The organism is Armatimonas sp. (genome assembly GCF_964826245.1).
Window position 1 is genome coordinate 1 of sequence record NZ_CBAYMC010000035.1, and the last position, 23,728, is coordinate 23,728.

Genomic DNA, 23,728 nt, shown 5'->3' on the forward strand with positions numbered 1-23,728 from the left:
CGTCCCCCAGCCCACGTGCAATAGTCATTTGCCTCAGACCAAGTGACGTTGACGATGGGATGGTCGTCGATCCAACCCCACGAAGGAGGAGGAGGCATCCCGCGGCCGGTGGCCGTGCAGAACGCACGGTACTCAGCCACGGTGACAGGGGTTGGAGCGAGGACTCTACTTGGGGTGGGAGTCGGGCTTGGGGTGGGAGTCGGCGTGCTTGAGCCACCCCCGCCACCACAACCGATAAAGGTGCTTGTCCCCCCCACCAGTAGTAGTCCACTTGTGAGTCGAAGAAACTCACGCCGCTGTAACGGTAACACTTGCTTGTCTAATCCCATTGCTTCACCTCTCCTGAACCGGGCCTTTCCCCGGAGTGCGTAATCCTGACGTTTGACTGGACAGTTTTTGAGCTACGCGATTGTAGCACTTTAATGACCGTGTGATCCGTCCCCTTGTCCCACGGGCCGAGGTCTTTCAGCTGCGCGCTGGGCATCGGTGCGAAAGAGGAGGTGTTGCTGAGTCGGCTGCAGCTCTTATTTTTAGAAAAGGATCTATGCTAGTTCTCTAGTGGATGACGCTCTCCGCAAAGCGCTCCATCTCCTCGAGCTGAGGGCTACACTGAAGGAGCAGAAAGTCTACGCCAACAGCCTCGAACGCGGTAGCTTGGGCACGGACTTGCTGGGGTGTGCCTACTAGCCCAGAGCGCAGGCCACGGTTGGAGACGGAGTAATCTTCGAGCGAGACATGCTGCTCTAGCTGCGTTCCCGCGAGCCACTGCTGGTAGTTCGCATAGCCTGCTGCCGACTGCTTGACATCGGTGATGCGGGCTTTCTCTGCCTGCGCTTCTTCTTCGGTATCGCGGACGATACTGTAGCCGGAGACGCCAAACAGCAACGGAGGGAGGCGGTGCTTTGCCCGGCGTGCCTTCATGTCCGCGATGCGCTCCCCGATCTTGGCGGGGGGATCGCCGTGCATGACATAGCCGTCGCAGGTGCGGGCGATAAGCTCCTTACCCGCCTCCGACTCGCCGCCCGCGTAGAGGAGCGGGCGTGGGCGCGTGGGAACCGGCTTGGGCTGCAGAACATTGTCGGTGACCTGGTAGAGCTGCCCATTATGACTAAAGTGATCCCCGCTCCAGACGCCGTCGAGAACTTCGAGCCACTCCTGAGTGCGGGCGTAGCGGTCGTCGTGCTGCTCAAACGTCACCCCGTACTTGCGGGCCTCATCGGCCCACCACGACGACACGACATTGAGCGAGAGCCTGCCGCCGCTGATCTGGTCGATATTGGCCGCTTGCTTGCCCAGCAGCGCCGGGTTATGGAAGGTGGGGCGCACCGCCACCATGAGCTCCTGGGAATGGGTCACCGCGGCGAGTGCCGCCGCCGTGGACCAGGCATCCAGCGCCGGGGCATCGTCGCCCTTGATGTCGTTGAGGTTTAGCTCTGCAATGAGGCACAGGTCAAAGCCGATCTCCTCGGCGCGGCGTGCGAGCTTGGAGGCGTAGTCCCAGCTCGCCTCCATTTTCTCGTCTTCAACATTGCGGAGCCAGCCGCCAAAGACCGGGAGCCAGTAGCCGTAGCGCATGGGTTAGCCCTGTGCCTCCTGGAGCAGAAAGTCCACCAGCCGCTCATGGGGATCGAAACCAATCACGCGCTTGGCATCGGCCACAAAGTTGGAGAGCGCATTGATATCATAGTAGACCAAGCGGCCGTCGCGGTCATCGACCATGTACTCAATACCTCCGACATCGATCTTGGCCGCTTGCACGATGCGCTCGATGGCGGTGATGACTTCCTGAGGCGGCGTGTAGGCCTCGACCGTCAGGCCCGTTTTAGGCGCATCAATGGGACAAGCGGAGCGCACGAGCGCTTGGCCGTCGGCGGTCTGGCAGATGTCGGCAGGGCAGAGGTTGAAGCTCTCCCCAGTCGTGTAGACATTGATGGCGTAGAGAAACTTCCCACCGAGCGTCTCCACCCGTGTGATGTGGCCACCACGTGCAGGGATGTACTCCTGCACCAAGGCCGTGCTGTCTACGCCCAGCGAGATCGTCCCCGCCCCCGCCGCCCGCGCCAGCGCCTCGGGATCGTCGTAGCGGACAATTCCCGCGCCGCTTCCGCCGATATTGGCCTTCACCACGACCGGGAAGCGCAGCCCCTCGGCGGCTTGGGGAGCGAGCGCAGGATGGTTGATGACCCGCGCCTTGGGAGAGGCAAGCCCCAGCGACTCTAAGAGTCCGAGCTGGAGCGCCTTGCTCAGCTCCATGGTGTAGGCCGCCGAGCCATTGATCACCCTCAGCCCGAGGCGCTCGAAGTGCGCGACAAGCTGCTGGGTGTAGAAGAGGCTGTTTCCCGCCCCACGCAGGTAGGCCGAGGGGCTCATGCGGTTGATTACCAGAGAGTAGTCGTGGTCGTCGCGGGTGCTTGTTGGGTCGAAGAGGCTCTGGCGGGCATCGAGGCGGACATAGGAAACGCCGCGCTTCTCCAGCTCGGTAAAGAGGGGGCGGAACCAGTCGGGGTGTTCGTGGTAGATCGCAATCGGTTTTTGGGGAATTGACATGATTTCAATAGGTTACCCGATGAATCGTCAGGATTTGCGACGCCTTGCCTGACAATTTCCGTGTTGCGGAGCGCAAGCCCAGCACAAGCGTTTCGCGGGCGCGGGGTAAATCGGCATCGTCATCTGGTAAGACGGCGACTCACGACGCCAAGCCACGCAGGAGGAAGAAAAATTTATCTAATCTCCCTCAGAAACTGGCATTTCTGGGGGAGATTTTAGAGGCGCCGATCAGAATCGAACTGATGCATAAAGGTTTTGCAGACCTCTCCCTTACCACTTGGGCACGGCGCCATGTGCACGGAAAGTCTATCATGCCTCAGAGGCTCTGGCAACTGGCAAGGTGTAATATCTGACAAGGCCCCTTTGGCATAGGTCTTGCCTAATCCGGTAAACATGATGCGTGATGCCCGAGAGTTCAGCGCCCGTACGGGAGATTCTCTGCGCTGGTTTATCTACACTCTCTCTTTCGTTATGCCGATTCTTAGCCTTGCTATTTTAGGTCCCTGGCTGGGAATTCTTGCCGCCTGTGCAAGTGTTGGTTTCTGGCTTTGGTGGATACGCCCGCCCATCGGGCAGAACTGTAAACCTGTCACGTTGCTGGTGACCTTTATCTTGATTTTCGCCTCCGCCATCGTGGTATTGGGAGCCGAAAATCTCTTAGAGCGTCCTGCGGGCCAGCGCTCCCTTCTCTAGTTCCTAGTCGCCGTAAGCCCGCGCGAGCAGCTCGACGGGGTGCTGCACTTTAGGGGGCGTGATGCCCTCAGGCAGACCCTGTTCAATCCAGGCAAGGCAGCCAGGATTGCCCGTGAGAATCAGCTCCGCACCGGTTGCCAGCAGGTTAGTCACTTTCTTTTGTTGTAGCTCCCCTGCCATCGCGGGTTGAAGGTAGTTGTAGACCCCCGCACTCCCACAGCACTGGTCAGCATCCACACACTCGATGTACTCCACACCGGGAATCTGCTTAAGAAGCTGGCGCGGCGCATCGGCGATTTTCTGGCCATGGCGCAGGTGACAGGCATCGTGGTAGGTGATCTTCATCGGAATCCAGCGCGTCATCGGGCGCGGACCGATCTCCATCAGGTACTCGGTGACATCTTTGATACGTGCCGAAAATGCCGCCGCACGGCCTGCCCACTCCAAGTCGTCCTTGAGCAGGTGGCCGTAGTCTTTGAGAAATGAGCCACAGCCTGCGGAGTTCAGGATCAGGGCATCGTAGCTGGTGTTCTCAAACTGGGCGATGAGGCTCTTGGCCAGCTCTTTGGCCCCCTCAAGTTTCCCTTGGTGGCCATGCAGCGCTCCGCAGCAGGTCTGATTTTTAGGCACATGGACATCCAGGCCATTGGCAGCGAGAAGCTGCGTGGTCGCTTTATGCACAGGGCTGTAGAGCACGCTCATCACGCACCCCGTCAGCAGCGCCACTTTCCCACGCTTCTCGCCTCTTGCACGAATTAGCTCTGGTAGCGGCGCGGAGGCTTTTTCTAAGTCGGCAGGCAGAGGAAGCTCAGTATTGGTCGGTAGCCCAACAAACTTCGCGGCAAACGCCGGGATCTTGCCCCCCGTGAGCCGCCCCGCTTTGAGCGCCAGCTTCATCTTTTTGGGATCGGTGAGGAGCATCAGGAGGCCTTCGCGTAGCACACGCTCGCCCGTGGTGCGCGCGACTTGGTGCTCCTGAACATCGCGAAAGTGCTCTAGAAGATGGCCGTACGGGACGCCCGAGGGGCACGCCGTCTCACAGGCGCGGCAGCCCAGACAGCGGTCCAGATGGTAGCCCACACCTCCTGGCTGGCTCGCCTCTTCGCCCACCATGGGAAGCTTGCCCTCCAGCACATTGCGCATCAGCACCAGTCGCCCACGGGGGCTATCTGCCTCGTCGCCCGTTGCTCGATACGTCGGGCACGCGTCCAGACAGAACCCACAGTGAACACAGCTCAAGAGCCCCTTTTCAACATCCACTTCCTTCATACGCCACCATTGTACCCGTTTCCGCAACGGAGATTGTGGGTGGAGTCTGTAGGCAGAGAGTTTTGGAGAGAAAGAGAGATCACACCATGCCTACGATTACTGTATTTCAAGATGGGCTACTGGCCCGTCGCCGCCCGGAGCTTTTGGAGCCGGAGGCCGCCGAGAAGATGGCGAGCGCGATGAACCACCTGCCGACGATCTTAGAGGCCTGGGTGCAGGCCGTGCCGCGTAGTAAACGAAAAGCAGTGTGCTGGCTCCCCAGTAGCGCCCGTGCGCAGGCAGCGATGGAGCAGGCACTCCTGAAAAACGAGACCCAAAAGGCGCGGACGGAAGGCCCGGCGTTTGTCTGGTCGGCGACGGTTTTCGGCCCTGAGGTCGTTGCCTGCTACAACCCCAAGAGCGGAAATGCGTATCTGGTAACACGGGGCGAAAGTGGGCAATATCGGTGCCAGTGCCCACGTTTTCAGAGCGCGGGAGTCTGCAAACACACCTGCGCCGCGAAAATACGCCAATTGTCCGATTGATTAGGACTGTCTGCATGTGCTAAGATGGGGTCATGGATAAAACTCTTACGTCACACGCCGGGCTCCTTGCCTGGGTCGAGGAAAGCACACGCCTCTGTCAACCCGAGCGAGTTCACTGGTGCACGGGCTCCGAAGACGAAGCCCAGTGGCTGATCTCCACCTTGGTGGCGGCCAAAGGTCTCATTCCCCTCAACCACGATGAGTGGCCCAACTGCTATCTGCACCGCTCGAATCCCAACGATGTCGCACGCGTGGAAGATCGCACGTTTATCTGCTCCCAGTCCCCAGACGACGCGGGGCCGACGAACCACTGGATGGCTCCCGACGAGGCCAAGAAGCTTCTGTATAGTATTTTCGAGGGCTCGATGAAGGGGCGGACGATGTATGTCGTGCCCTACATCATGGGACCTGCGGGCTCCCCGTTCTCCAAAGTGGGCGTGGAGATCACTGACAGTGCCTATGTCGCGCTCTCGATGCGGATCATGACCCGAATGGGCAAGATCGCTCTGGAGACCCTGGGCACTGAGGGCGCGTTTGTGCCCGGCCTGCACTCCACTGCCGAGCTGGATCCGGAGAAGCGCTATATCTGCCACTTCCCCGACGAGAAAGAACGACTGATCCTCTCGGTCAACTCCGGCTACGGCGGCAATGCACTACTGGGCAAGAAGTGCTTTGCACTGCGCATTGCCTCGGCCCTCGCCCGCGACGAAGGCTGGCTGGCGGAGCACATGCTGATCCTGGAGTTAGAAGACCCGCAAGGCGAGAAGCTCTACTTCACCGGCGCGTTTCCGTCGGCGTGTGGCAAGACGAATCTGGCGATGCTGGAGTCTATCTTCCCCGATTGGAAAGTTCGCACGATCGGCGATGATATCGCGTGGCTACGGATCGGCGAGGACGGGCGGCTCTGGGCGGTAAACCCCGAGGCGGGCTTCTTTGGAGTCGCACCGGGCACCAGCGAGAAGACCAACCCATCGGCGATGGAGACGATTCGCTCCAACACCCTCTTTACCAACGTCGCCCGCACCGACGACGGCGATCCCTGGTGGGAAGGCATCGGCCCCGCCCCCGAGTTCCTCACGGACTGGAAGGGCGAGCGCCGCCCGGGCGACGACACAGCAGGGGGGCGGTTCTCTCAGCCCAACTCGCGCTTCACGGCCCCGGCCAAGCAGTGCCCGACGATCTCCCCGCACTGGGAAGACCCACAGGGCGTCCCGATCTCTGGGATTCTCTTCGGAGGCCGCCGCAACGACACGATGCCGCTGGTTCTCGAAGCCAACTCCTGGGAGCACGGTGTCTTTCTGGGTGCGACCATGGCCTCCCAGACCACAGCAGCAGCAGGCGGCGCGCAAGGTGTCCTGCGCCGTGATCCGATGGCGATGCTCCCCTTCTGTGGCTACCACATGGGCGACTATTTTGCGCACTGGCTCGAAATGGGCAAGCGCATCCCCAACCCGCCCAAGGTCTTCCATGTGAACTGGTTCCAGAAAGACGACGAGGGCAACTTCCTCTGGCCCGGCTACGGCGAGAACCTACGCCCCCTGCTCTGGGCCCGCGAGCGGATTCTGGGAGTCGGGGAAGCCATCGAGACTCCCATAGGCACAGTTCCTACTCCTGATGGCATGAACCTAGAGGGCCTCTCCCTCGCCGAGGGCGTCATGGAGCGCCTGCTCGAAGTCAACCACGACCGCTGGGCGCAGGAGTGCGACGCCATCGCCAAGCACTTCGAGACCTTCGGCGAGAAACTTCCTCCGGCGCTAAGCGCTGAGCTAGAGGCACTCCGCCAGCGAGTCGGGTAGTGCCCGGTACAATAGTGCGTGCCGCTCTATAAAACTGTCGCCCTAGTGCTCCGTCGCATCCCGCTGGGAGAGAAAGATAAAATCGTCACGCTCTTCTCGCGGGACTTGGGCAAGCTCCGAGCCGTGGCGAAAGGTGCACGCAAGCCGACCTCCAAGCTCTCCGGGGCGAGCGAGCCGCTCCTCTTGCTGCGTGCCTCACTTGCTGAGGGCAGCTCGCTCGATGTGCTCTCCGAGGCCGAGGTGCGCGAGGCGTTTCCCAAGCTCAAGTCCGACTACGGGCGTTTCCTCAGGGCCACCTACGCCTGCGAGCTTCTGGAGAAAGTGATGGAGGAGCGCGACCCACACCCGGAGTCTTTTGACCTACTGCTCTCCACGCTCTATATCCTCCAGCACGCCGTCCAGCCCGACACCGCGCTCCATGCCTTCGAGCTTCAGCTGCTCGCCCAGATCGGCTACGAGCCTCAGCTCAGCACCTGCATCCGCTGCGACAACCCCTTCGACACCGACTACCCCCCCGTCGGCTACTCGCCCTCACGCGGCGGTGCACTCTGCATCCCCTGCACCGAGTTTCTGGGAGTCGAGGCCATGCCCTGCAACGCGACCACGATTCTGCTCCTTGAGCGTCTCACCAGCCTGACGAACGCCAAAGCTCTCGCCGCCCTGGAGCTTCCCGAAGAGGCACTCACCGAGATCAACCGCCTGGTTCGCTCCCACCTACGCTATCGGGTAGAGCGTGAGATTAAGTCACTAGGAATGCTGGATGCCCATCGCCTCGCCCATCCCAGTGAAGAACCTCACACTTCTGAAATATAGCAACTCGGCATAGTCTTTGCTTAATGTCTTCAGCATGAACAACGTGCAAAAACAACGACGTGGGCACTCCGCTATGGAGATCATGACCGTGACGGTCACAATTGCCGGGCTTGCCATGATTGCAATCCCCAACATGATTCATGCCCGAGAGACAGCGCAGCAAAAGAGCTGTGTCGAGACACTGCGACGGGTTCGGAATGCCAAGGAGGAGTTCTTTATGGAAAACCATCTCCCTGCTACCCACACCCCCACCCTAAACGAGCTTGTCGGCGCAGATAAGTACCTCAAGACCACTCCTCAGTGTCCCAGCGGAGGAGCCTACTCCCTCGGCAGTGGCACGGAGGAGCCCACCTGCAACCACGCCAGACATTCCCTCGACCAGAGTGGCGGCTCATAAGGTTTAACAACTTAGGTAAACGGGGTAGCATTGTAACAATGAAACGAAAAACTCTTCTCGGACTCTCGCTGGTGAGTGTTCTGACCCTCTGGGCCGGTGCCAGCCTCTCACAGATCAACCGCTTCGACACACAGCTCTCCCCTCAGCTTCGCCCGATCAACCTCTCGAAGTTTGTACAGGCGGGGAAGCTGGGCGAGCTACGCCTAGCGCAGCAAGACAAGTTTAATACGCTGACGGATCTCGATGGCAAGCTCTTTGCCGCCGCACCGCGCACCGTGGCCGCACTCGGAGACAAGGGCGAGGTGCTTCGCCGCTACAGTGTGAGCATTGACAAGCTCTCGATTTCCAAGCACACCGCCGATCAGCTTCTTCTGGGTGATGGCGCCCGCAAGATTCTGATTGGGCTGAATGTCGCCAGTGGCCAGACTACGGAGCTCTTGCGCTTGGATGCTGTCACCGATCCCAATGCGAGCCAGGAGCCCGAGAGTGCGCTTCTCAAGTCGGGCGAGCTGACCGCAGTGGCCTCCAATGGCAAAGAGGTCTTTGTGGCGATGGAGGCGGGCTTCTCCAGCGCCATCTTCAAAATTGACCTCGCCACCAAGCGCATTGTTAGCCGTGGCTGGGCTCCGGGCGCGGAGATGAGCGCCATGGCGTTTTTCCAGAGCGGGCTCTATGTGCTCACGGGCAATGGCTCGCAGGTCGCCCGCTACACCGATACCGTTGAGAAAACCCACGATAAGATCGAGCTACCTCAGGCAGGTGCAAGAGGCCTCGCCCTCCGCGATGGGGAGATCAATGTCCTCACCGACAGCGTGAGCCGCATCAGCAAGTACCAGATCGACAAAGCGCTCACCAATCTCAACACCACACGACTCAATGTGGATGTGATACGCCGAGTGGATGTTCGGATTCCCAAGATCGACTGGAGCAAGCTTCTGGTCAAGCACTATGCCGTACTGATCTGCGGCGATCTGGCGGAGAACTTTGCAGGCGAGTGCTTCTGGAACGACACGGTCTGGATGTACAAGACCTTGCTTAAAAATGGCTACAAGCCCGAGAACATCTTCGTGCTCTACGGCGACGGTGCAGACTACGCCTCGGCCAATCCCAAGTACCGCCACCCTAGCACGGTCACGGACTTTCCCGCAAGCCCCACCTGGGTCAATAAAGTCTTTGATGGCCTGAAGAATGGCGATGCCGCCAATAGCCTCCCCAAGCTCGATGGCAACGACACGCTCTTTGTCTGGACCTTTGACCACGGTGGTGGCGGCATGAACGCCACCCTGAGCCTGCGAGGAGGCAGTATTACCGATACGGACTTTGCCAACAAGCTCAACGCCATCCCCTACGCCTCCCGCGCAATCTTCATGCAGCAGTGCCGAAGCGGTGGATTTATCGACAACCTGCAAAATAGCAAGACCTTTATTGCCACGGCCTGCCGATTCGACGAAAATGCCCGCCCCGCCGACACCGAGTTTGAGACTGTCGGTGGACGGCAGTACAGCCATGGGGAGTTCAACTATCACATCACGACGGCCCTAGACCGCCTCACCCCTACCGGTGGCGGGATCAACGCCGACACCAACGGCGATGGCAAGATCTCCGTCCGCGAGATGTCGGAGTGGAACCGCACCCACGAAAACCTCCCCGAGAACCCCCAAACCAACGATGGCGGCCCTGGAAACAGTTTCGTCTTCCCGAAGTAAACATCGTCTCAACGAGAAAACGCCCCGGTGGTTGTCGGGGCGTTTTTTCCTTTCCACAATTGGGGGTTTGGCGTAGAATAGAAACGTTATGCCGGTCTCGTCAACCCTTCTGCTTAGCTAGCTGTCCGAAAAAATGGGGATAGGTCATGCTATTCTTTGAGAGTGTGGATCCGATCGGCGGCGAGGTCTTTGTGCTCGGTGGTCTTGCCGCTGGGCCACTTGACAGTGACCGTCGCCTTGGTCGCACTCCCCAGTCCAAGATGCACACGGGAGTCCGAGGCCGACATATAGGAGCCGTCGGTCTGGCAGTGGCGCAGGAGCTTTTTGCCCTCGGGGAGCGTGACATTGATCAGTGCGCCGTGCGTGAGCTTGCCGGTGAGTTTGAGCAGCAGCCAGTGGCCCGCTTGAGGCGTCTCGTTGTGCAGGAGAACAACCTTGCCCTCGCTGTCGACGATCAGCGCGTCGAGGCGACCGTCGTTGTCAAAGTCGCCCACCGCAAGACCGCGCCCCACGAGCTTGCCGACGGCTTCGACTCCTGATGACGGGGAGACATCATCGAAGAGGCCCTTATTGTTGCGCAGTAGCACCAGCGGTTGACGGTAGGTGGTGTCCTCAAGCTCCTCAATGTTGTCCTGGACATGGCCACTCGCGATCAGCACATCGAGCCAGCCATCGTTGTCCGCATCCAGAAACTTACAACCAAACGAGACATACGGCATGGCGATGCGGCCAAGGCCACTCTCAAACGAGACATCGGAGAAGAAGCGCTCACCGTCGTTGCGGTAGAGACTCTTGGCCTCGCTCCGAAACGTCGTGACCACCAGGTCGAGCTTGCCATCGTTGTTGTAGTCGCCCCAGTCAATCCCCATTCCCGCGTGAATGCTCCCATCGCGATCCCGTGCAACATTGGCCTCGACTCCAATATCGCGTAGCTTGCCGCCCCCCTCTCCCAGAAATAAGTTCCCATCGGTCTCATCGTTGGCGACTGCGATACTCTCGTGCCCGGAGCCATCAAAGTCGACGGCAGCCACTCCCAAGCCCTTGCCCGCGTGTTTGTGTGCACCCCATGCCTGAGTCACATCCATAAACTTGCCGCGCTTGTTCTGGTAGAGCTTGCCTTTAATGGGCTGGTAGTACTTGGGGCCGCACGAGCTCAGGATCTTCTTGGACTTATCGTTGGTGGGAAAGTAGCAGAGCTGTGGCTTAGACTGAGGGCTGAAATCCACGTAGTTGGCGATATAGAGATCCAGAAACCCATCATCATCCAGATCCGTCCAAGTTGCCGATGTTCCCCAGGCTTGGGGAGGGAGTCCGGCTTGCTTGGTCACATCGGTAAACTTCTTGCCGCCCTCGTTGTGCAGCAAGCGCCCCTCACGGTACCCGGAGAGATACACGTCCACAAAGCCATCGTTATCAAAGTCACCCACCGCGCAACCCAGAAAATAGCCTGATAGGTTCCCCAGAACAGAAGCACTCATGTCGGTGAACTTACCCGCACCGTCCCCGCGAAACAGACCAGGCTTTGGCCCCACCAAAAGAATATCTAAATTCCCGTCGCCGTCGTAGTCTAGAAACGCACAGCCGTTGCCAATCGTCTGCAATATCGTCAACGGACGCTTGCCTGGAGCGCTCCAGGAGTACTGCAAACCCGCTTCCTCAGCCATGCTCCGAAAGCGAATCGTAGAAGCTGCCTCACCAGGCTTTGTCTCTGCCGCTCCAGTGAGTGAGGTAGTGGGCGCCTTCGTCCGTCCGCAGCCCACAAGCGTGAGCAGTAGGAGCGCGATACCCCGCACTTCAGCGCGTCGCGTTCTGCAAGAGAGTGTTCTCATGGCGTTTTCTTGGCTCTGGGTTTCTGCCACTCGGTGGAGGCGGCGAGGGTACGCTCGTTCATGAGATTTACCAGGCCTTGCTCGGCCTTTTCGGGGTACTTCTGGATCATCTCAATGGTTTCCTCCTCAAATTTTGCCTTGTCATCCTCGCCACCCTCCCGGTAGAGCATGGCAAGCTTGCGGCGAATCTCTGGGTTGGAGGGCTCACGCTGACGGGCCTCTTCCAGGGGGGCAAGTACCATGCGGTAGGCCCCGAGGTTGCGTGCGATCTTTTCCGCCTTCAGCGCCTCATCGTCGCGCTTAAGCCGCCTGAGGGCACGTGCGGCATAAGTAAAAGCACGGTCAGAGTAGGGATCCAGTGCGCTCGCTTCGACAAGATAGGGCAGGGCCTCCTCGGCCTTGCCTTGATCCAGTAGGAGCTGTCCCAGACGGAGCTGGGCGGTGGCGGAGCGGGGGTAGAGCTCCAGAGAGCGGCGCAAGTGCTTTTCCGCATCAGCTTTTCGGTTCTGATCGCTTCGGCTATCGAGCTGGGAGTTGGCAAGCAAGTAGTGCGCCCGGGCATCATTGGGCTCGGCAGCTAGGCGGCGGTTCAGAACGGCCTCCGCCTCAGGGAAGCGCCCGGAGAGTCGAAGTGCATCGTAGAGCTCACCGTAGTAGTCCAGGCGCGTGGGATCGAGCTGCCGGGCCCGCTCAAAGGCTTCAATCACTCTATCCCAGTGCAGCTTTTGATTGAAGTGCGCCTTGCCCAGCACGATCCAGGCATCCACCGACTTTGGGTTAAGCGTGACGGCTTTCTGTGCCATCTCGGCGCCCAGATAGACCAGATGCTTTTCGGTGGCGCAGCGGGCGACACCGAGCACCGCAAGGAAGTTGTCGGGGCGCTCTTTGACGCAGGCACGGTAGATGGTTCCTGCCCTTGCGATGCTGCCCGCGGCATAGCGTACATCGGCTAGTGCCATCGCCGCCTCGAAGTTCTTCGGGTCTTTCTTGAGCAGGGCTATCAGAACGGGCTCGGCATCGGGATAGCGGTGGTTGGCACTCAGTGCTCTTGCCCAGGCGATCTGAACGGTGGCATCCTGAGGCTTCTCCCGAGCAAGCTTCTCCAGTGTGGTCAGGCCCGCATGGCTGGGATCACGGCGACCCTGACTCTCTAAAAAGCCGCTGAGGAAGCTGGGGGTGAGATAGCTCTCTAGCACGCCGGGACCTTCCGGCGAGATTACCTTCGCGATTTCCAGAGGATCACTCTCGGGAGGCTGCGCCTCAAGACGGCCCGCCGCTGCATTGAGGCTCTCCGCGAGCTTTGGGTTCTTGGCTCCAAGCTTGAGGATCCCTGCCGCCATTGCGGGGTCCCCACTGGCGGCTGCCGCACCTGCCCAGGTAAGCCAGAGCTTAGACTCCGTATTACCCTGCTCGGCGATGTGCCGAAGAGCCGTGGCAGCGGAAGCGAACTCGCGTGCTTGAATCCATCGGTGGGCAAGGGCGATCTGAAGCGATTCCTCCTCGGGATGCCGGGTCGCCTCTCGCTCCAGCTCAGGAAGGGAGAGCTCCCGGAGCTGCGCCTGACGCCAGGCATTTTTTCCCCAATAGCCTCCCGCGGCCCCTGCGGTCAGGAGCAAGGCGAACACGAGGGCGCGGCGGCGGATGGCAGGGGACATAACTTAGCTTGTTCTTCCCAAAAAAAACAGAGGTATTCGGGGTTCCTTATACCTCTGGAGTCGTTAAAAATCAATCGTCAGTTGTGAGCCGATCTACTTGATCGGTGCTCCATTACCGCGCATCTTATCCTTCATGGCCTGGGGCATTCCTGAGGAATAGCCCCCCGGACCACTGGGAGCCGCTTGCGGATTGGTGGGGGGTGGCGGGGGCGCTTCTTCCTTCCGGCAGCCGGTCGCGCCCAGGGCAAGGAGCAGAAGTCCTAGAGAAACACTTCGTTTCATGGCAGCTTTCCTTATGGCTTGGCACGCTTGAAGAGGCGGAAGTCATTGGCTGCCATATCACGGAAGCCGTGCGCCTTGACATGTCCGTCGCCAAAGATCACGGTGCTCTTGTCAAAGTGTCCCTTGTAGGGCTTGGTTGCCCAGTTGCCCGTACAGCCGATGGCTGCTCCAACGGCATTATCCTGTGCGTTGCCCATGATGCGACCCGCGAGCTTCCAGGCATCACAGTTGGTGAAGCCAGAGCCCCAGGGAGTGCCCACTACCCAAGTCTCTGCCTCCGTGCTGGCCTCCACAAAGACAATGGTGTCCGCAGGAGCATCCAGAGACGCCATGCCATAAGGAGTGGACATGTCCTGTCCTGCGGCATCTCTTACTCCCATCCAGGGGTTCGTCGAAGTACCCGTGTTGGGGTCGGGGCGTGCAACCGCCGTGTTGAGTGCCCCAACCAGGCCGTAGGTACGGCGCTTGATATTACCAGGACGAGCGTACCTGCCATCGTAGAAGTCACCGAAGGAGTTTGTCACCCACCCGGCAATCGCATGGGCATCACCTGGGCATGCGAAGAGGCCATCGTTCTTGATATAGGGCATGAGCTGAACGTCATAAGGCACGCGATCACAGGTACCCGGTGCGATAGGCACAGCGCGGGGGAACATGACGGGGTAGGTCTCGTCGTAGTCCTGGACATACATCATCAGTGCGGTTCCCAGCTGCTTGCCATTGGAGATACAGGCAATCGCGCGGGCACGCTCACGTGCCTGGGCAAAGACGGGAAACAAAATCGCGGCCAGAATCGCGATGATCGCGATAACAACAAGAAGTTCAATGAGGGTAAAACCCTGCTTGCGAGTATTTAGGGACATTTCTTATTCCTTTATAAGAGGAAGCCTTGGGATACATCAGTGGAATTGGCTTACAGACTAGAACTGATTGAAAAAACGAAAAATAAGCGACTTATATCGCTAAAAGATATATATTTTTAATACTGATTACAGCTTTGTACCTCCCTTCTGAGCAGGAGGAGGGCCGACGGTGCCACGCTCTACCCACTCTCCTGGAAGAAGGACTTGCTGGGGAGAGTGTTTTTCACTCTGTATTTGTTCCAAAAGTATTCGAATGGCATGCTCTCCCTCTGCCCAGAGTGGCTGACGGATCGTCGTGAGAGGGGGATGAGAGAGTGCCGCAATCTGGTCATCGTTGATGCCTACCACCGAGAAATCTTGAGGAACCAAGGCTCCTCTTTCGTGAATGGCATGGATGGCACCGATAGCAATCGCATCATCTCCGCAGAAAAAGGCGGTGGGACGCTGATTTTTGGGAAGATTAAGTAATAAGCTCGCTTCTCGATACCCCGATGCCTCACTATAGTGCCCACAGACGATAAAGCTTGTCGCCATGCTCAGATTCTTACGGCTTAGTGCATTGCAGTAACCTTGGCGTCGTTCGTGGCTGCTGCGTAGCTCCGAGTCTCCCCCCAGATACGCGATACGCTGATGGCCCGCTTCTATAAGCTTTGTCGTTGCGAGCTCACCCGCATGCACATTATCCATGTCCACGACGGAGATGGGGAGCTCAGGACGGTTCTCTCCCAGGAAAACAATCGGCAGCTTGGTGGCGATAAGCGGCGCAATCACCTCGTTGCAGAACGTCGGGGTGACAAAGATCAGCCCATCACAGTGGCCATCCAGATAGCGTGAGAGATGACGCGGCAGCTCGTCCCAGGTGTCTTCGGTGATAATCAAGGCGCGCTGGTGGTACTTCTGTGCTCCGAGCAACAGGCCATCAAAAATGGGGCCAAAGTAGCGATCTCCAAAGAGTGAAGGCCGATCCGAGAACGAGGCGACAATGCCTAGAGTGTCCATGCGGCGACGCGCCAAACCACGCGCCACCCCATTGGGATGGTAGCCCAGCTCGTCCACGGTTTTTAATACCTTTGCGCGGGTTTCCTCACTCGCTTCCCCCGTCTTACCATTAAGAACCGAGGAAACCGTCATTGCAGAGAGGCCACACGCTCGGGCGACATCACGTATTGTTGGCACGTCACCGTTCCCTTATGTCAAAAAGCCTTACCGGTAAGGCTCTGTAAAGATTCTATCACCCCAACCGTTTGGGTTGCAAGTGTCTCAGTCGCATTTTTTCGCCGGGCTTATTGAACCTCGAAATCAAACTTGAAGCGCTGGGTGCTGGCGATGGCCTGGCCGTTTTTTAGACCGGGAGCGTGAGAGCCAAGGCTATGCCGACTGAGCCAGGCTGCCGGATTGCTGCTTGCGCCCTAGTTGGCCAAGTGCTTTCCGCAATCGCAGGGCATGGCGTAGAATAGAAGTGATATGCCGACGCCTGAAATCCCCCTTGAAAAACTGACCCCGATGCTCCGCCTCTATGTGACCATGAAGCAGGAGCGCCCCGACTGTGTGCTCTTTATGCGGGTGGGAGACTTCTTCGAGGCGTATGGCGACGATGCTGAGCTGATCGCACGGGAGCTGGAGATCACGCTCACGGGGCGCGAAGTGCAGGGCTACGAGGGAAAATACCCGATGGCCGGCGTCCCCCACCATGCGCTGGAGCGCTACATGGCGCGGCTGGTGCAGAAGGGCTTCAAGGTCGCCATCTGCGATCAGATTGAGGATCCGAAGCTCGCGAAAGGCTTGGTGAAGCGCGCCGTTACGAGAGTCGTGACACCGGGGACGCTGGTCGAGGATGCGCTACTCGATGCCAAGAGCAACAACTATCTCGTGGCGGCGATTCTCTCCAAGCCGGTCAATGGAATCGGGGTGGTGGATGTCTCGACCGGCGAGTTTCTCATCACGGAGGTCGGGGAGGACGAGGGAATCGCCAAGGTGGTCGAGGAGATCCTGCGCCTCCAGCCCGCCGAGTGCCTGGTGCCTGAGGGGATGGACGAGCTCGCGGAGGCGATTGCGGCGGCGTGCCCGGCGACCCTGACACGGCTAGGGAAACAGAAGCTCCCACGCTTGCCGCGCGAGGCGCTTCTGGAGCACTTTGGGGTGCAGACCCTCAAGGGCTTCGGCTGCGATGATTACTCTGCGGGGCTCAGCGCCGCCGCCGCACTCTTGGAGTACTTGAAGGCCACCTACATGGGCGCGGTAGGCCACATTCGGACCCTGGCGACCTACTCCACCGAGGATGCGATGTACTTAGATGCATCGGCGCGACGGAATTTAGAGCTAACGGCGGGCCTCTATGATAGCGCTCGGAATAAGTCGCTGCTGGCGGTACTTGATGAGACGCGGACATCGATGGGCGGACGCATGCTCAAGAAGTGGCTTGATGCCCCCCTGCTCTCGGTAGAGAAGATCAACGCAAGATTAGATGCGGTCGAGGCTTTTTATGATGATGCCTTGACCCGCGGCGATGTCCGCGATACGCTCCGGGCAGTCGCGGACCTGGAGCGGCTGATGGCGCGGCTCTCGACCGGCGCGGCCAATGCCCGTGACTTGGTGGCGCTGCGACAATCTCTGGAGCGCATCCCCGAGGTCGCGGCGCAGGCCTTGCAGATCGAGCACCCAGCGATTCAGGCGCTGGCTGGGGCACTGGATGGCCTACCCACGCTCACAGAGCTCCTCACCAGCGCCATCGCCGATGAGCCACCGCTGACCGTGCGTGAGGGCAATCTCATCAAGGACGGCTACGACGAGAACCTTGATGAATTGCGCCAGATTGTCCGAGGAGGCAAGAGCTGGATCGCGACTTTAGAGGCTGACGAGCGCGAGAAGACGGGCATCAAGAGCCTCAAGGTGGGCTTTAACTCGGTCTTTGGCTACTTTATCGAAGTGACAAAGGCGAACCTGGCCTATGTCCCAAAAGACTACATCCGAAAGCAGACAATGTCTACGGGCGAGCGCTACATCACGCCGGAGCTTAAGGAGATGGAGTCCAAGGTGCTTGGCGCCGAGGAGCGGATTAACTCCCTGGAGTACGATCTATTTGTCTCGGTGCGGGACTACGTGGCGCAGGAGTTCACCGGCGCCGTGCTCGCGGTCGCGCAAGCAGTGGCGAAACTGGATGTGGTGGCATCGCTGGCAGAAGTGGCGCAAAACAACCGTTTCGTGCGGCCTACTGTAGACACCACCGATATTCTCGATATCAAGGGCGGGCGGCACCCGGTCGTGGAGCGACTGATGGGCTCGGCGGCGAACTTCATCCCCAACGATACCTATCTGGACACCGACCAGCAGCAGGTCCATATCATCACCGGCCCCAACTCCGCAGGTAAGTCCACGGTGCTACGCCAAGTCGCGCTGATTGTCTTGCTCGCCCAAGTGGGAAGCTTTGTCCCCGCCGACTCCGTGCAGGTTGGGCTTGTGGACCGCATCTTCACCCGTGTCGGGGCGCACGATGACCTCGCCGCTGGGCAGTCTACGTTTATGGTGGAGATGACCGAGACCGCAGAGATTCTCAACAACGCCACCGAGCGCAGCCTCGTGATCCTCGATGAGATCGGGCGCGGCACGAGCACCTTTGACGGTGTCTCGATTGCGTGGGCGGTCGCGGAGTTTCTGGCCGCACGCGGCTGTAAGACCCTCTTTGCGACCCACTACCACCTGCTCAATGAGCTCGAAAAGCAGCTCCCGAATGTGAAGAACTACCGAATCGCCGTCAAAGAGACCAACGATAGGATCATCTGGCTCCGCAAGGTGCTCCCCGGTGGCACGGACAAGAGCTACGGCATCCAAGTAGGCCGCATGGCCGGCCTGCCCCCGACCGTGATCGAGCGCTCCAAAGAGATTCTCAGTGACCTCGAAAAAGATGGCTCCAAGCGCCGCGACACCCTCGGCGGCGTCAGTGTCGCACCGAAATCACAAAAGCTCCAAATGACACTTTTCGAGGCCGAGGAGCACCCTGTAGTGGAAGAGCTACGCGGGCTAGACATCAACACGCTCTCGCCTGTCGAGGCACTCATTGCCCTCCAACGACTCCAAAAATCTGCAAAGAAATGATACAACAAGTCCATAATTTGATACTGCTGGCGAGCTCATGCGGCGACGCGGTGACGGTTAAGATGTCATCCGGTAGCGGTTAAATGGCTTGGTGAAACAAGACTTTTGAGAGTCGGCCTGCCAGCTCCTGCTTCAGAAGCTGGCTTGGCCCTTCGATACAGATACGGCGCACGGCGGGACACCCTGGAGTGCATCGAGAACGTACTGAATCGAGGTGCGTCCGTGGTATGGGATCAGCGCCCTATACCCCAGAACATAGCCTTCAAAAAGTGAGGTTAGGGCTTCACTTTCAGTCGGTGATGGCTTTTTTAATCTTGGGGGTCAGCGTCAGAGCATCGCCTGCGTTCTTGCCCATCTTCTCCGTTGCAGCTCCCAATCAATGCTCCCCAGTGCCAGCGGCGAGATCAGGACTTTGTGATCCAAGAGCCAGTTGCCGGTATTGACGATTAGATAGCGAATGATCCAGAACTCATCCTCAAAGAGAAACTTATCCACCTTCCCCACTTCACCATCGAGTGCATGAATCGTCAGGCCATGTAGTTTTTTCACTTCAACTAGCATTGTTTATTTCCTGCTGTATCTGCGGCTCCGAAGGCTGCAAATGTGCCTCGACCATCCAGAGCCACTTATCAATGCCACGAGAGATCTCGGTGAAGATATCGGCAGAATCGGCATCTTCAAAAGCACTGCAGTCGGTGATACCTTCGCGGACGAGAGCTCCAAAGGCTGCCAGTGCATCGGCAAGAGCGTTTAGATGCTCGTCGCCTTTGGTGATCTCATGCGGGTACTCCGCGAGGCTTGAGCTGGCGGCAACCTCACGTGCGGTGCCACGTGCGGTGCCACCAAGCTGTACGAGTCTTTCCGCGATCAGATCAGAGTAGGCTTCGATATCTTCCGCGACCTCATCAAAAAGAAGGTGGAGTGCATGAAACGAAGGGCCTTTGACATTCCAGTGTGCTTGTTTGGCCTGTGTTCCTAGATCTAGACAATCCGCAAGCCGGGTATTCAGGTAGGAAACGACTTGAATCCGTGCCTTAAGCGGGATATCGTTTTTCGTTTGTTGCATAGCTCTCGTATGTAATCAAATCCACTAAGGTTTCACGTTAATTTCATCGCGCCTAAAATATCTGTGAGAGGGATAACGGCGAAGCTGCTGGTAGAGTCGGACATGGCGTAGGGCAAGATTAGCTCGTCGTGGTGGAGCTGAGCACCACAGCTGTAGACCACGTTTGGAACATAGCCCTCGCGCTCTTGCGGAAGCGGTGTGAGCAGCGGCTCGTGGAGCCGCCCTATCACATGGGAAGGATCGTCTTTGTCGAGCAAGATCGCGCCGATTGCGTACTGGCGCATCGGTCCGACACCGTGGGTCAGAACCAGCCATCCGGCATCGGTCTCTATGGGGGAGCCACAGTTTCCCATCTGGACATACTCCCAGGGATACGTGGGCTTGAGGAGAACTTCTTTGGTGTACCAGAAGTGCAGGTGATCTGAGCACATCAGAAAGATATTCTCGTTGTCCTGGCGCGAGAGCATGGCGTAGCGGCCGTTAATGCGGCGTGGAAAGAGCGCCATGCCTTTATTGTGAATCTCGGGGCCATTGAGCGTGGTCATCTCAAAACTTAGAAAGTCGTTGGTCTGGAGCAGCTGCGGCATGGTGACCTTGCCATCGTAGGCGGTGTAGGTTGCGTAGTAGGTCGTTTTACCGTCGTCGTCTCGGAAAGCCACAAAACGTGCGTCTTCGATGCCATTGATCTCCGTGGGTGAGGTGGGAAACAAGACCCGCTCACTGAGTGGCTGCTCTGGCAAGAACGTGGCAACATAGTTGGCCCGAGCGAGCGTGAGCATGCTATTGAGCTGGGGCGCACTTCCCAATATCCCTCGGCTCTGCCTCTGGACAAGGCTCACACTGGTCTTGAGCTCGTCGAGCGTAAACTGCTCTTTAAGCGTCGAGAGCACTGAGGCCACCAAGTCATCGCGATGGTCCATCTCATGGAGCTTGCGTTCAAAGAGAGTGCGCTCATAGGGGGGATAGGAGACGCTAGCCGGGCTGGTAACAAAGCGCGTCGCCTCCTCCACCGTGATGTGGTTGGTCGCATCCACAATCCCGGTACGAAAGGCAATAGACGAGATATGCCCCTCCCCCGTTGCCCGGAGGCTCAAGACAAAGCGCTGGCTTCCCGGCGAGACGCCACTCTGATCCGGATGCCACACCAGAGACGGGTTAAAGAGGGCGGCCCCTTCTAGGGCGTATTCCTGGGTAAAGTACGCCCCAATCAGTAGCTTGCGCTCCTCGCTGACGGGCGAATCGGTGAGCAGAAGCGCCTTGAGTTGCTCAAAGCGCCGGAGCCAGTAGGCTTGAAGACCACGGTGCCGGTCCGAGAACTCGCGAAGGATCCGCGCCAGCTCTGACCGCACTTCCTCCTCGGGCAGTGCACAGATCCGCGCGATGATCTGCAGGCTCCGCTGCTCCGTCGTGGGGTTGAATGCCCGCAGCAGAACCCGCGCGCTATCTGACTTCAAGAGAGGCCCCGTATGCCGGACACGAAGAAGATCCGCTTCGTTGTTTTTCATGATTTGAAAACCTAAAAACCGCGCCTTCTGAAAGCCTCAGAAGGCGCGGTCTTGTCTTTTGTCTCTAAGTGGTTTAGAAGCGACGGCCTATAGAGAAAGCCAGAGCGCTCGGGTCATTGCCATGGACTTTATTGATCATGTGGTAAGTCACCTCGCCGAAGTAGCCATCGTTGAGCTCATAGCCACCGAAGATTTTCCCACCGATCTTGCTATTTGAGTTGCCCATCTTGACGCTATAGGAGCCAATACCTCCGCCGATGAAGTACCGACCGTGTGTCACCGGTGCTCGGCTTAGGTAGCGTGCAGAGACACCAAACGCTGCGACAGAGTTTGTGGTGCCATTGCGGTTGTTCTGGGCATAGTCAAAGTAGACCCCTAAGATTGTGGGTCTCTCTGCGGTGGACTTGCCTGCATCGTACGAGAGGCTAAGCATCGGCAAGGTCGAGCCCATCGCGGTACGGGTAGCACCACTTGTGGGGTTGTAGGTTCCGATAGAGACGCGGAAAGGCTTCTCGGAAGCGAGTATTGTGGTCTGAGCTTGGGCGGTAGATCCCGCTATTCCTAAAGCTATTGTTATCGCAATCATTGTACTTGTGTTCATTTAAATCTCTTTCTTGTCTGCAAATGGATTTGTATTTCTACAAGTTCAAAGCAATCGTGACTTTAAGTATGCTGTAAAACTACTTTGGTTCCTTCGTATTTTTCTGGATACATAAAAAAACACCTCCCTCCTAATTTTCCTCAGAAAGAAGGGGAAAGAGAGAATAATTCTAATTTAGAAGGGTGCTTGCTTCTCATGGATTATTGTGTTGATCTCTTCTGTAGGAACCTCATCGGTGTCAATAGACACTTCGGAGCCGATTCCCGTAATGTTGTCATCGTTGTCCACAGAGTCCACGGCGGCGACGGCGAGGCCACTGGCAAGCGCTCCGGTAGCAGCTCCCACTAAGGCACCGACGAGACTTCCCAAGGGGCCAAGAGCGGCTCCGGCAATGCCCCCCACGACGGCTCCACCGCCCGCGCCTAAGACGCTGCCTTTTGCGGCATCGTTCTCGGGGCTGTCGTCAATGCCGTGCTGGATGCCATCAAGGTGCTCCCGCATGAGGCGCTTGCGCGGGGCCATCGCGAGCTCTTCAGCACTGACCGAGACGGTGACGGGCTCTGACTCTGCCCCAGAAGACTCATCCGTCATGGTGTGATCACCTCGCTGGCATCTTCAGCGGCTTCATGCGCTTTACCACGAATAGCATCCACAGCGTAGTGTGCTTTCTCACGAACCGCTTCGGCCACATCGTGAAGCAGCTCTTTGGTGCGCTCCGTGAGAGTCTCGGCCTCTTCTTTGGTATCACTGACGGCCTGCTGGAGCTTGCCATCGGCTTGTTTTACGATTCCTCGTGCCTCAAGCTCGGGGTTGTCTAGGCTCGCCCCCAGCTTCTGCTGCGCCTTGCCCGCTAGCTCCGTGGCCTTGCCTTCGATCTTATCGCTGGTTCCAGCACCAGCGGCGTGGTCAACGGCATCTTTAATTTTATCTCACCTTACGCAGTCACAGTGTGATAGCTGGAGCTAGCCCCGATTGGCGTAGCTCCTGCCAACCCGAAAAAGCAGCACTGAGGGCTTCTCGATAGAGGCGAGCACGAAGGGCAAAATGATTGATGTGGCATCGAGACTTACAGACCTCCAACTTGACATACGCCACCAGCGAGGCAAAAAGATGGTTGCTCTGAGTGCGAACCTTCTTCGTGGGAGATTTGGAGAACGAAGCGCAGCTTTTGAGGCTCTTGTGATACTCTTCCACTTTCCACCGTGTTTGGTAGATCGTTTCGATTTGGCCGGAGGTGAGCGACAGATCACTCGTCACCAGATACAAAATGCCCTCACTGCCATCTTCGTTGTGGAAGACTTGACGATGTACCAAGAGAGCAAACTCCACGCTTTCCAGGTAGATCGTCTGGGGGCATCCCGACTCAAAGTGAAGCTGATCTAATCGCTCCCACTTGCCCGATTTCTTGGCTTCAAGAGACCTAGCCACGCGACGATTGGATTTGAGAGCAGTGACAAAGTCCTTCTTGACCTTGGTCTTGATAAAGACAAGGGTGTCAGCCGCCGCAAACCAAGTATCCATCAGGACGTACTGGAAGCTGACCTGCTTGTCCTTAGCTCGTAGAATCATTGCTCGTGCCAGATCGTTTTTGGTGACTTCACTGACGAACTTGCCCTTACCTGTCTTGAGATCAACCTCCCACTTCGTCTTGGTAATTATTTCAAAATCCAGGGGGAGGGTCATCTCGTTGCTATGATAAACGCACGAGAGCAGGTTGATTCCTTTGACGCTTCGCCCCAGGCAGTGATCGAAGTGCCAGCAGATCATCTCATTTTCATCGGTATAGGGCTTCTCCTCAACACTGTCGTCTAGGATGAGAACTCCCTGCGGTGACTCACACGCTCGTATATGGGGCTTAACGATCTTCCAGAGTGCTTTCTGATCAAAGGTATTTTGGCTTAGCATTCGAGTGACTTGGTCATGGCTGATCTGGTCTGGTAGCAATGCGGCAAGTCCGGTGGCTGTTGTCTGCCCGAAGGAACAGAGCAGATAGTCCGTGTAGAGGTCGAGTAGGCGCGAAGTCGTCATGGGCTTTTCAGGCCGTCATGGGGCCAAACCCATTTTATCAACTCGGCACTGCGTAAGGTGAG

Annotated in this window: 23 protein-coding genes and 1 tRNA gene; 7 read left to right on the forward strand and 17 right to left on the reverse strand. The window is 58.1% G+C overall.

Going from position 1 to position 23,728, the window contains the following annotated elements:
- From AC1XOS_RS05270 to AC1XOS_RS05285, 4 genes are all read right to left on the reverse strand, one after another.
- On the reverse strand, positions 1–311 hold a 311-nt coding region (locus AC1XOS_RS05270), incomplete at its 3' end, for an SUMF1/EgtB/PvdO family nonheme iron enzyme (RefSeq protein WP_481961175.1).
- 244 nt (positions 312–555) lie between these two features.
- Positions 556–1,575 carry an LLM class flavin-dependent oxidoreductase gene (locus AC1XOS_RS05275; RefSeq protein ID WP_481961176.1) on the reverse strand — a complete coding sequence of 340 codons (1,020 nt, stop codon included), beginning with the start codon at positions 1,573–1,575 and terminating at the stop codon, positions 556–558.
- A 3-nt stretch (positions 1,576–1,578) separates the two neighbouring features.
- Positions 1,579–2,547 (reverse strand): ATP-grasp domain-containing protein, encoded by a 969-nt coding sequence (locus tag AC1XOS_RS05280; protein WP_481961177.1) that lies wholly within the window; start codon positions 2,545–2,547, stop codon positions 1,579–1,581.
- Positions 2,548–2,766: 219 nt separating this feature from the next.
- A tRNA-Cys gene (locus AC1XOS_RS05285) sits at positions 2,767–2,838 on the reverse strand.
- A 180-nt stretch (positions 2,839–3,018) separates the two neighbouring features.
- Here AC1XOS_RS05285 and AC1XOS_RS05290 point away from each other — a divergent pair.
- The gene (locus AC1XOS_RS05290) at positions 3,019–3,240 is read left to right on the forward strand and encodes a hypothetical protein (protein ID WP_481961178.1); all 222 of its coding nucleotides are present in this window, start codon (positions 3,019–3,021) and stop codon (positions 3,238–3,240) included.
- A gap of 3 nt (positions 3,241–3,243) precedes the next feature.
- On the opposite strand, the gene AC1XOS_RS05295 is transcribed toward AC1XOS_RS05290, so the two are convergent.
- Positions 3,244–4,509 (reverse strand): (Fe-S)-binding protein, encoded by a 1,266-nt coding sequence (locus AC1XOS_RS05295; protein WP_481961179.1) that lies wholly within the window; start codon positions 4,507–4,509, stop codon positions 3,244–3,246.
- A gap of 86 nt (positions 4,510–4,595) precedes the next feature.
- Between AC1XOS_RS05295 and AC1XOS_RS05300 the strand changes: the two genes are divergently transcribed.
- The 5 genes from AC1XOS_RS05300 to AC1XOS_RS05320 are packed head-to-tail and all read left to right on the forward strand — an operon-like array spanning position 4,596 to position 9,745.
- Positions 4,596–5,033 carry an SWIM zinc finger family protein gene (locus tag AC1XOS_RS05300; RefSeq protein WP_481961180.1) on the forward strand — a complete coding sequence of 146 codons (438 nt, stop codon included), beginning with the start codon at positions 4,596–4,598 and terminating at the stop codon, positions 5,031–5,033.
- 32 nt (positions 5,034–5,065) lie between these two features.
- On the forward strand, positions 5,066–6,829 hold the full coding sequence (locus tag AC1XOS_RS05305) for a phosphoenolpyruvate carboxykinase (GTP) (RefSeq protein WP_481961181.1): 1,764 nt from the start codon (positions 5,066–5,068) through the stop codon (positions 6,827–6,829).
- Between the two features lie 18 nt (positions 6,830–6,847).
- Positions 6,848–7,642, forward strand: a complete 795-nt coding sequence (gene recO / locus AC1XOS_RS05310) for a DNA repair protein RecO (protein ID WP_481961182.1) — start codon at positions 6,848–6,850, stop codon at positions 7,640–7,642.
- Positions 7,643–7,676: 34 nt separating this feature from the next.
- On the forward strand, positions 7,677–8,039 hold the full coding sequence (locus AC1XOS_RS05315) for a type II secretion system protein (protein WP_481961183.1): 363 nt from the start codon (positions 7,677–7,679) through the stop codon (positions 8,037–8,039).
- A gap of 38 nt (positions 8,040–8,077) precedes the next feature.
- Positions 8,078–9,745: a C13 family peptidase gene (locus AC1XOS_RS05320; protein WP_481961184.1), complete on the forward strand. Its 1,668-nt coding sequence runs from the start codon at positions 8,078–8,080 to the stop codon at positions 9,743–9,745.
- A gap of 149 nt (positions 9,746–9,894) precedes the next feature.
- On the opposite strand, the gene AC1XOS_RS05325 is transcribed toward AC1XOS_RS05320, so the two are convergent.
- From AC1XOS_RS05325 to AC1XOS_RS05345, 5 genes are all read right to left on the reverse strand, one after another.
- Positions 9,895–11,574, reverse strand: coding sequence for a CRTAC1 family protein (locus tag AC1XOS_RS05325; RefSeq protein ID WP_481961185.1), 1,680 nt, complete (start codon positions 11,572–11,574; stop codon positions 9,895–9,897).
- Positions 11,571–13,229 carry a tetratricopeptide repeat protein gene (locus AC1XOS_RS05330; protein ID WP_481961186.1) on the reverse strand — a complete coding sequence of 553 codons (1,659 nt, stop codon included), beginning with the start codon at positions 13,227–13,229 and terminating at the stop codon, positions 11,571–11,573. The genes AC1XOS_RS05325 and AC1XOS_RS05330 overlap by 4 nt, the downstream gene beginning before the upstream one ends.
- Before the next feature lie 93 nt (positions 13,230–13,322).
- A complete protein-coding gene (locus AC1XOS_RS05335) occupies positions 13,323–13,511 on the reverse strand; it encodes a hypothetical protein (protein WP_481961187.1) in 189 nt (62 codons plus the stop codon).
- Between the two features lie 11 nt (positions 13,512–13,522).
- Entirely contained in the window at positions 13,523–14,374 is an 852-nt protein-coding gene (locus AC1XOS_RS05340) for a prepilin-type N-terminal cleavage/methylation domain-containing protein (protein ID WP_481961188.1), read from the reverse strand.
- Positions 14,375–14,500: 126 nt separating this feature from the next.
- Complete coding sequence (locus AC1XOS_RS05345; protein ID WP_481961189.1) at positions 14,501–15,550, reverse strand: LacI family DNA-binding transcriptional regulator; 1,050 nt, start codon at positions 15,548–15,550, stop codon at positions 14,501–14,503.
- A gap of 288 nt (positions 15,551–15,838) precedes the next feature.
- Here AC1XOS_RS05345 and mutS point away from each other — a divergent pair, with 288 nt between their 5' ends.
- Positions 15,839–18,466: a DNA mismatch repair protein MutS gene (gene mutS, locus AC1XOS_RS05350; protein ID WP_481961190.1), complete on the forward strand. Its 2,628-nt coding sequence runs from the start codon at positions 15,839–15,841 to the stop codon at positions 18,464–18,466.
- Between the two features lie 327 nt (positions 18,467–18,793).
- On the opposite strand, the gene AC1XOS_RS05355 is transcribed toward mutS, so the two are convergent.
- From AC1XOS_RS05355 to AC1XOS_RS05385, 7 genes are all read right to left on the reverse strand, one after another.
- On the reverse strand, positions 18,794–19,015 hold the full coding sequence (locus AC1XOS_RS05355; protein WP_481961191.1) for a hypothetical protein: 222 nt from the start codon (positions 19,013–19,015) through the stop codon (positions 18,794–18,796).
- 1 nt (position 19,016) lies between these two features.
- Positions 19,017–19,532, reverse strand: a complete 516-nt coding sequence (dps, locus tag AC1XOS_RS05360; protein ID WP_481961192.1) for a DNA starvation/stationary phase protection protein Dps — start codon at positions 19,530–19,532, stop codon at positions 19,017–19,019.
- A gap of 32 nt (positions 19,533–19,564) precedes the next feature.
- Positions 19,565–21,037, reverse strand: a complete 1,473-nt coding sequence (locus AC1XOS_RS05365) for a glycoside hydrolase family 130 protein (protein ID WP_481961193.1) — start codon at positions 21,035–21,037, stop codon at positions 19,565–19,567.
- Between the two features lie 73 nt (positions 21,038–21,110).
- A complete protein-coding gene (locus tag AC1XOS_RS05370; protein WP_481961194.1) occupies positions 21,111–21,638 on the reverse strand; it encodes a hypothetical protein in 528 nt (175 codons plus the stop codon).
- Between the two features lie 174 nt (positions 21,639–21,812).
- Positions 21,813–22,229, reverse strand: coding sequence for a hypothetical protein (locus AC1XOS_RS05375; protein ID WP_481961195.1), 417 nt, complete (start codon positions 22,227–22,229; stop codon positions 21,813–21,815).
- Positions 22,226–22,561: a CsbD family protein gene (locus AC1XOS_RS05380; protein WP_481961197.1), complete on the reverse strand. Its 336-nt coding sequence runs from the start codon at positions 22,559–22,561 to the stop codon at positions 22,226–22,228. Before AC1XOS_RS05380 ends, AC1XOS_RS05375 begins: the two co-directional genes overlap by 4 nt.
- Positions 22,562–22,580: 19 nt before the next feature.
- On the reverse strand, positions 22,581–23,666 hold the full coding sequence (locus tag AC1XOS_RS05385) for an IS701 family transposase (RefSeq protein WP_481961196.1): 1,086 nt from the start codon (positions 23,664–23,666) through the stop codon (positions 22,581–22,583).
- Positions 23,667–23,728 lie beyond the last annotated feature (62 nt).

What these genes read in the sequence shown, in the direction of transcription:
- AC1XOS_RS05275 (WP_481961176.1), bottom strand. Translation starts at nt 1,575, where the DNA reads ATGCGCTACGGCTACTGGCTCCCGGTCTTTGGCGGCTGGCTCCGCAAT.
- AC1XOS_RS05280 (WP_481961177.1), bottom strand. Translation starts at nt 2,547, where the DNA reads ATGTCAATTCCCCAAAAACCGATTGCGATCTACCACGAACACCCCGAC.
- AC1XOS_RS05290 (WP_481961178.1), top strand. Translation starts at nt 3,019, where the DNA reads ATGCCGATTCTTAGCCTTGCTATTTTAGGTCCCTGGCTGGGAATTCTT.
- AC1XOS_RS05295 (WP_481961179.1), bottom strand. Translation starts at nt 4,509, where the DNA reads ATGAAGGAAGTGGATGTTGAAAAGGGGCTCTTGAGCTGTGTTCACTGT.
- AC1XOS_RS05300 (WP_481961180.1), top strand. Translation starts at nt 4,596, where the DNA reads ATGCCTACGATTACTGTATTTCAAGATGGGCTACTGGCCCGTCGCCGC.
- AC1XOS_RS05305 (WP_481961181.1), top strand. Translation starts at nt 5,066, where the DNA reads ATGGATAAAACTCTTACGTCACACGCCGGGCTCCTTGCCTGGGTCGAG.
- AC1XOS_RS05315 (WP_481961183.1), top strand. Translation starts at nt 7,677, where the DNA reads ATGAACAACGTGCAAAAACAACGACGTGGGCACTCCGCTATGGAGATC.
- AC1XOS_RS05320 (WP_481961184.1), top strand. Translation starts at nt 8,078, where the DNA reads ATGAAACGAAAAACTCTTCTCGGACTCTCGCTGGTGAGTGTTCTGACC.
- AC1XOS_RS05325 (WP_481961185.1), bottom strand. Translation starts at nt 11,574, where the DNA reads ATGAGAACACTCTCTTGCAGAACGCGACGCGCTGAAGTGCGGGGTATC.
- AC1XOS_RS05330 (WP_481961186.1), bottom strand. Translation starts at nt 13,229, where the DNA reads ATGTCCCCTGCCATCCGCCGCCGCGCCCTCGTGTTCGCCTTGCTCCTG.
- AC1XOS_RS05335 (WP_481961187.1), bottom strand. Translation starts at nt 13,511, where the DNA reads ATGAAACGAAGTGTTTCTCTAGGACTTCTGCTCCTTGCCCTGGGCGCG.
- AC1XOS_RS05340 (WP_481961188.1), bottom strand. Translation starts at nt 14,374, where the DNA reads ATGTCCCTAAATACTCGCAAGCAGGGTTTTACCCTCATTGAACTTCTT.
- mutS (WP_481961190.1), top strand. Translation starts at nt 15,839, where the DNA reads ATGCCGACGCCTGAAATCCCCCTTGAAAAACTGACCCCGATGCTCCGC.
- dps (WP_481961192.1), bottom strand. Translation starts at nt 19,532, where the DNA reads ATGCAACAAACGAAAAACGATATCCCGCTTAAGGCACGGATTCAAGTC.
- AC1XOS_RS05365 (WP_481961193.1), bottom strand. Translation starts at nt 21,037, where the DNA reads ATGAAAAACAACGAAGCGGATCTTCTTCGTGTCCGGCATACGGGGCCT.
- AC1XOS_RS05370 (WP_481961194.1), bottom strand. Translation starts at nt 21,638, where the DNA reads ATGAACACAAGTACAATGATTGCGATAACAATAGCTTTAGGAATAGCG.
- AC1XOS_RS05375 (WP_481961195.1), bottom strand. Translation starts at nt 22,229, where the DNA reads ATGACGGATGAGTCTTCTGGGGCAGAGTCAGAGCCCGTCACCGTCTCG.
- AC1XOS_RS05385 (WP_481961196.1), bottom strand. Translation starts at nt 23,666, where the DNA reads ATGACGACTTCGCGCCTACTCGACCTCTACACGGACTATCTGCTCTGT.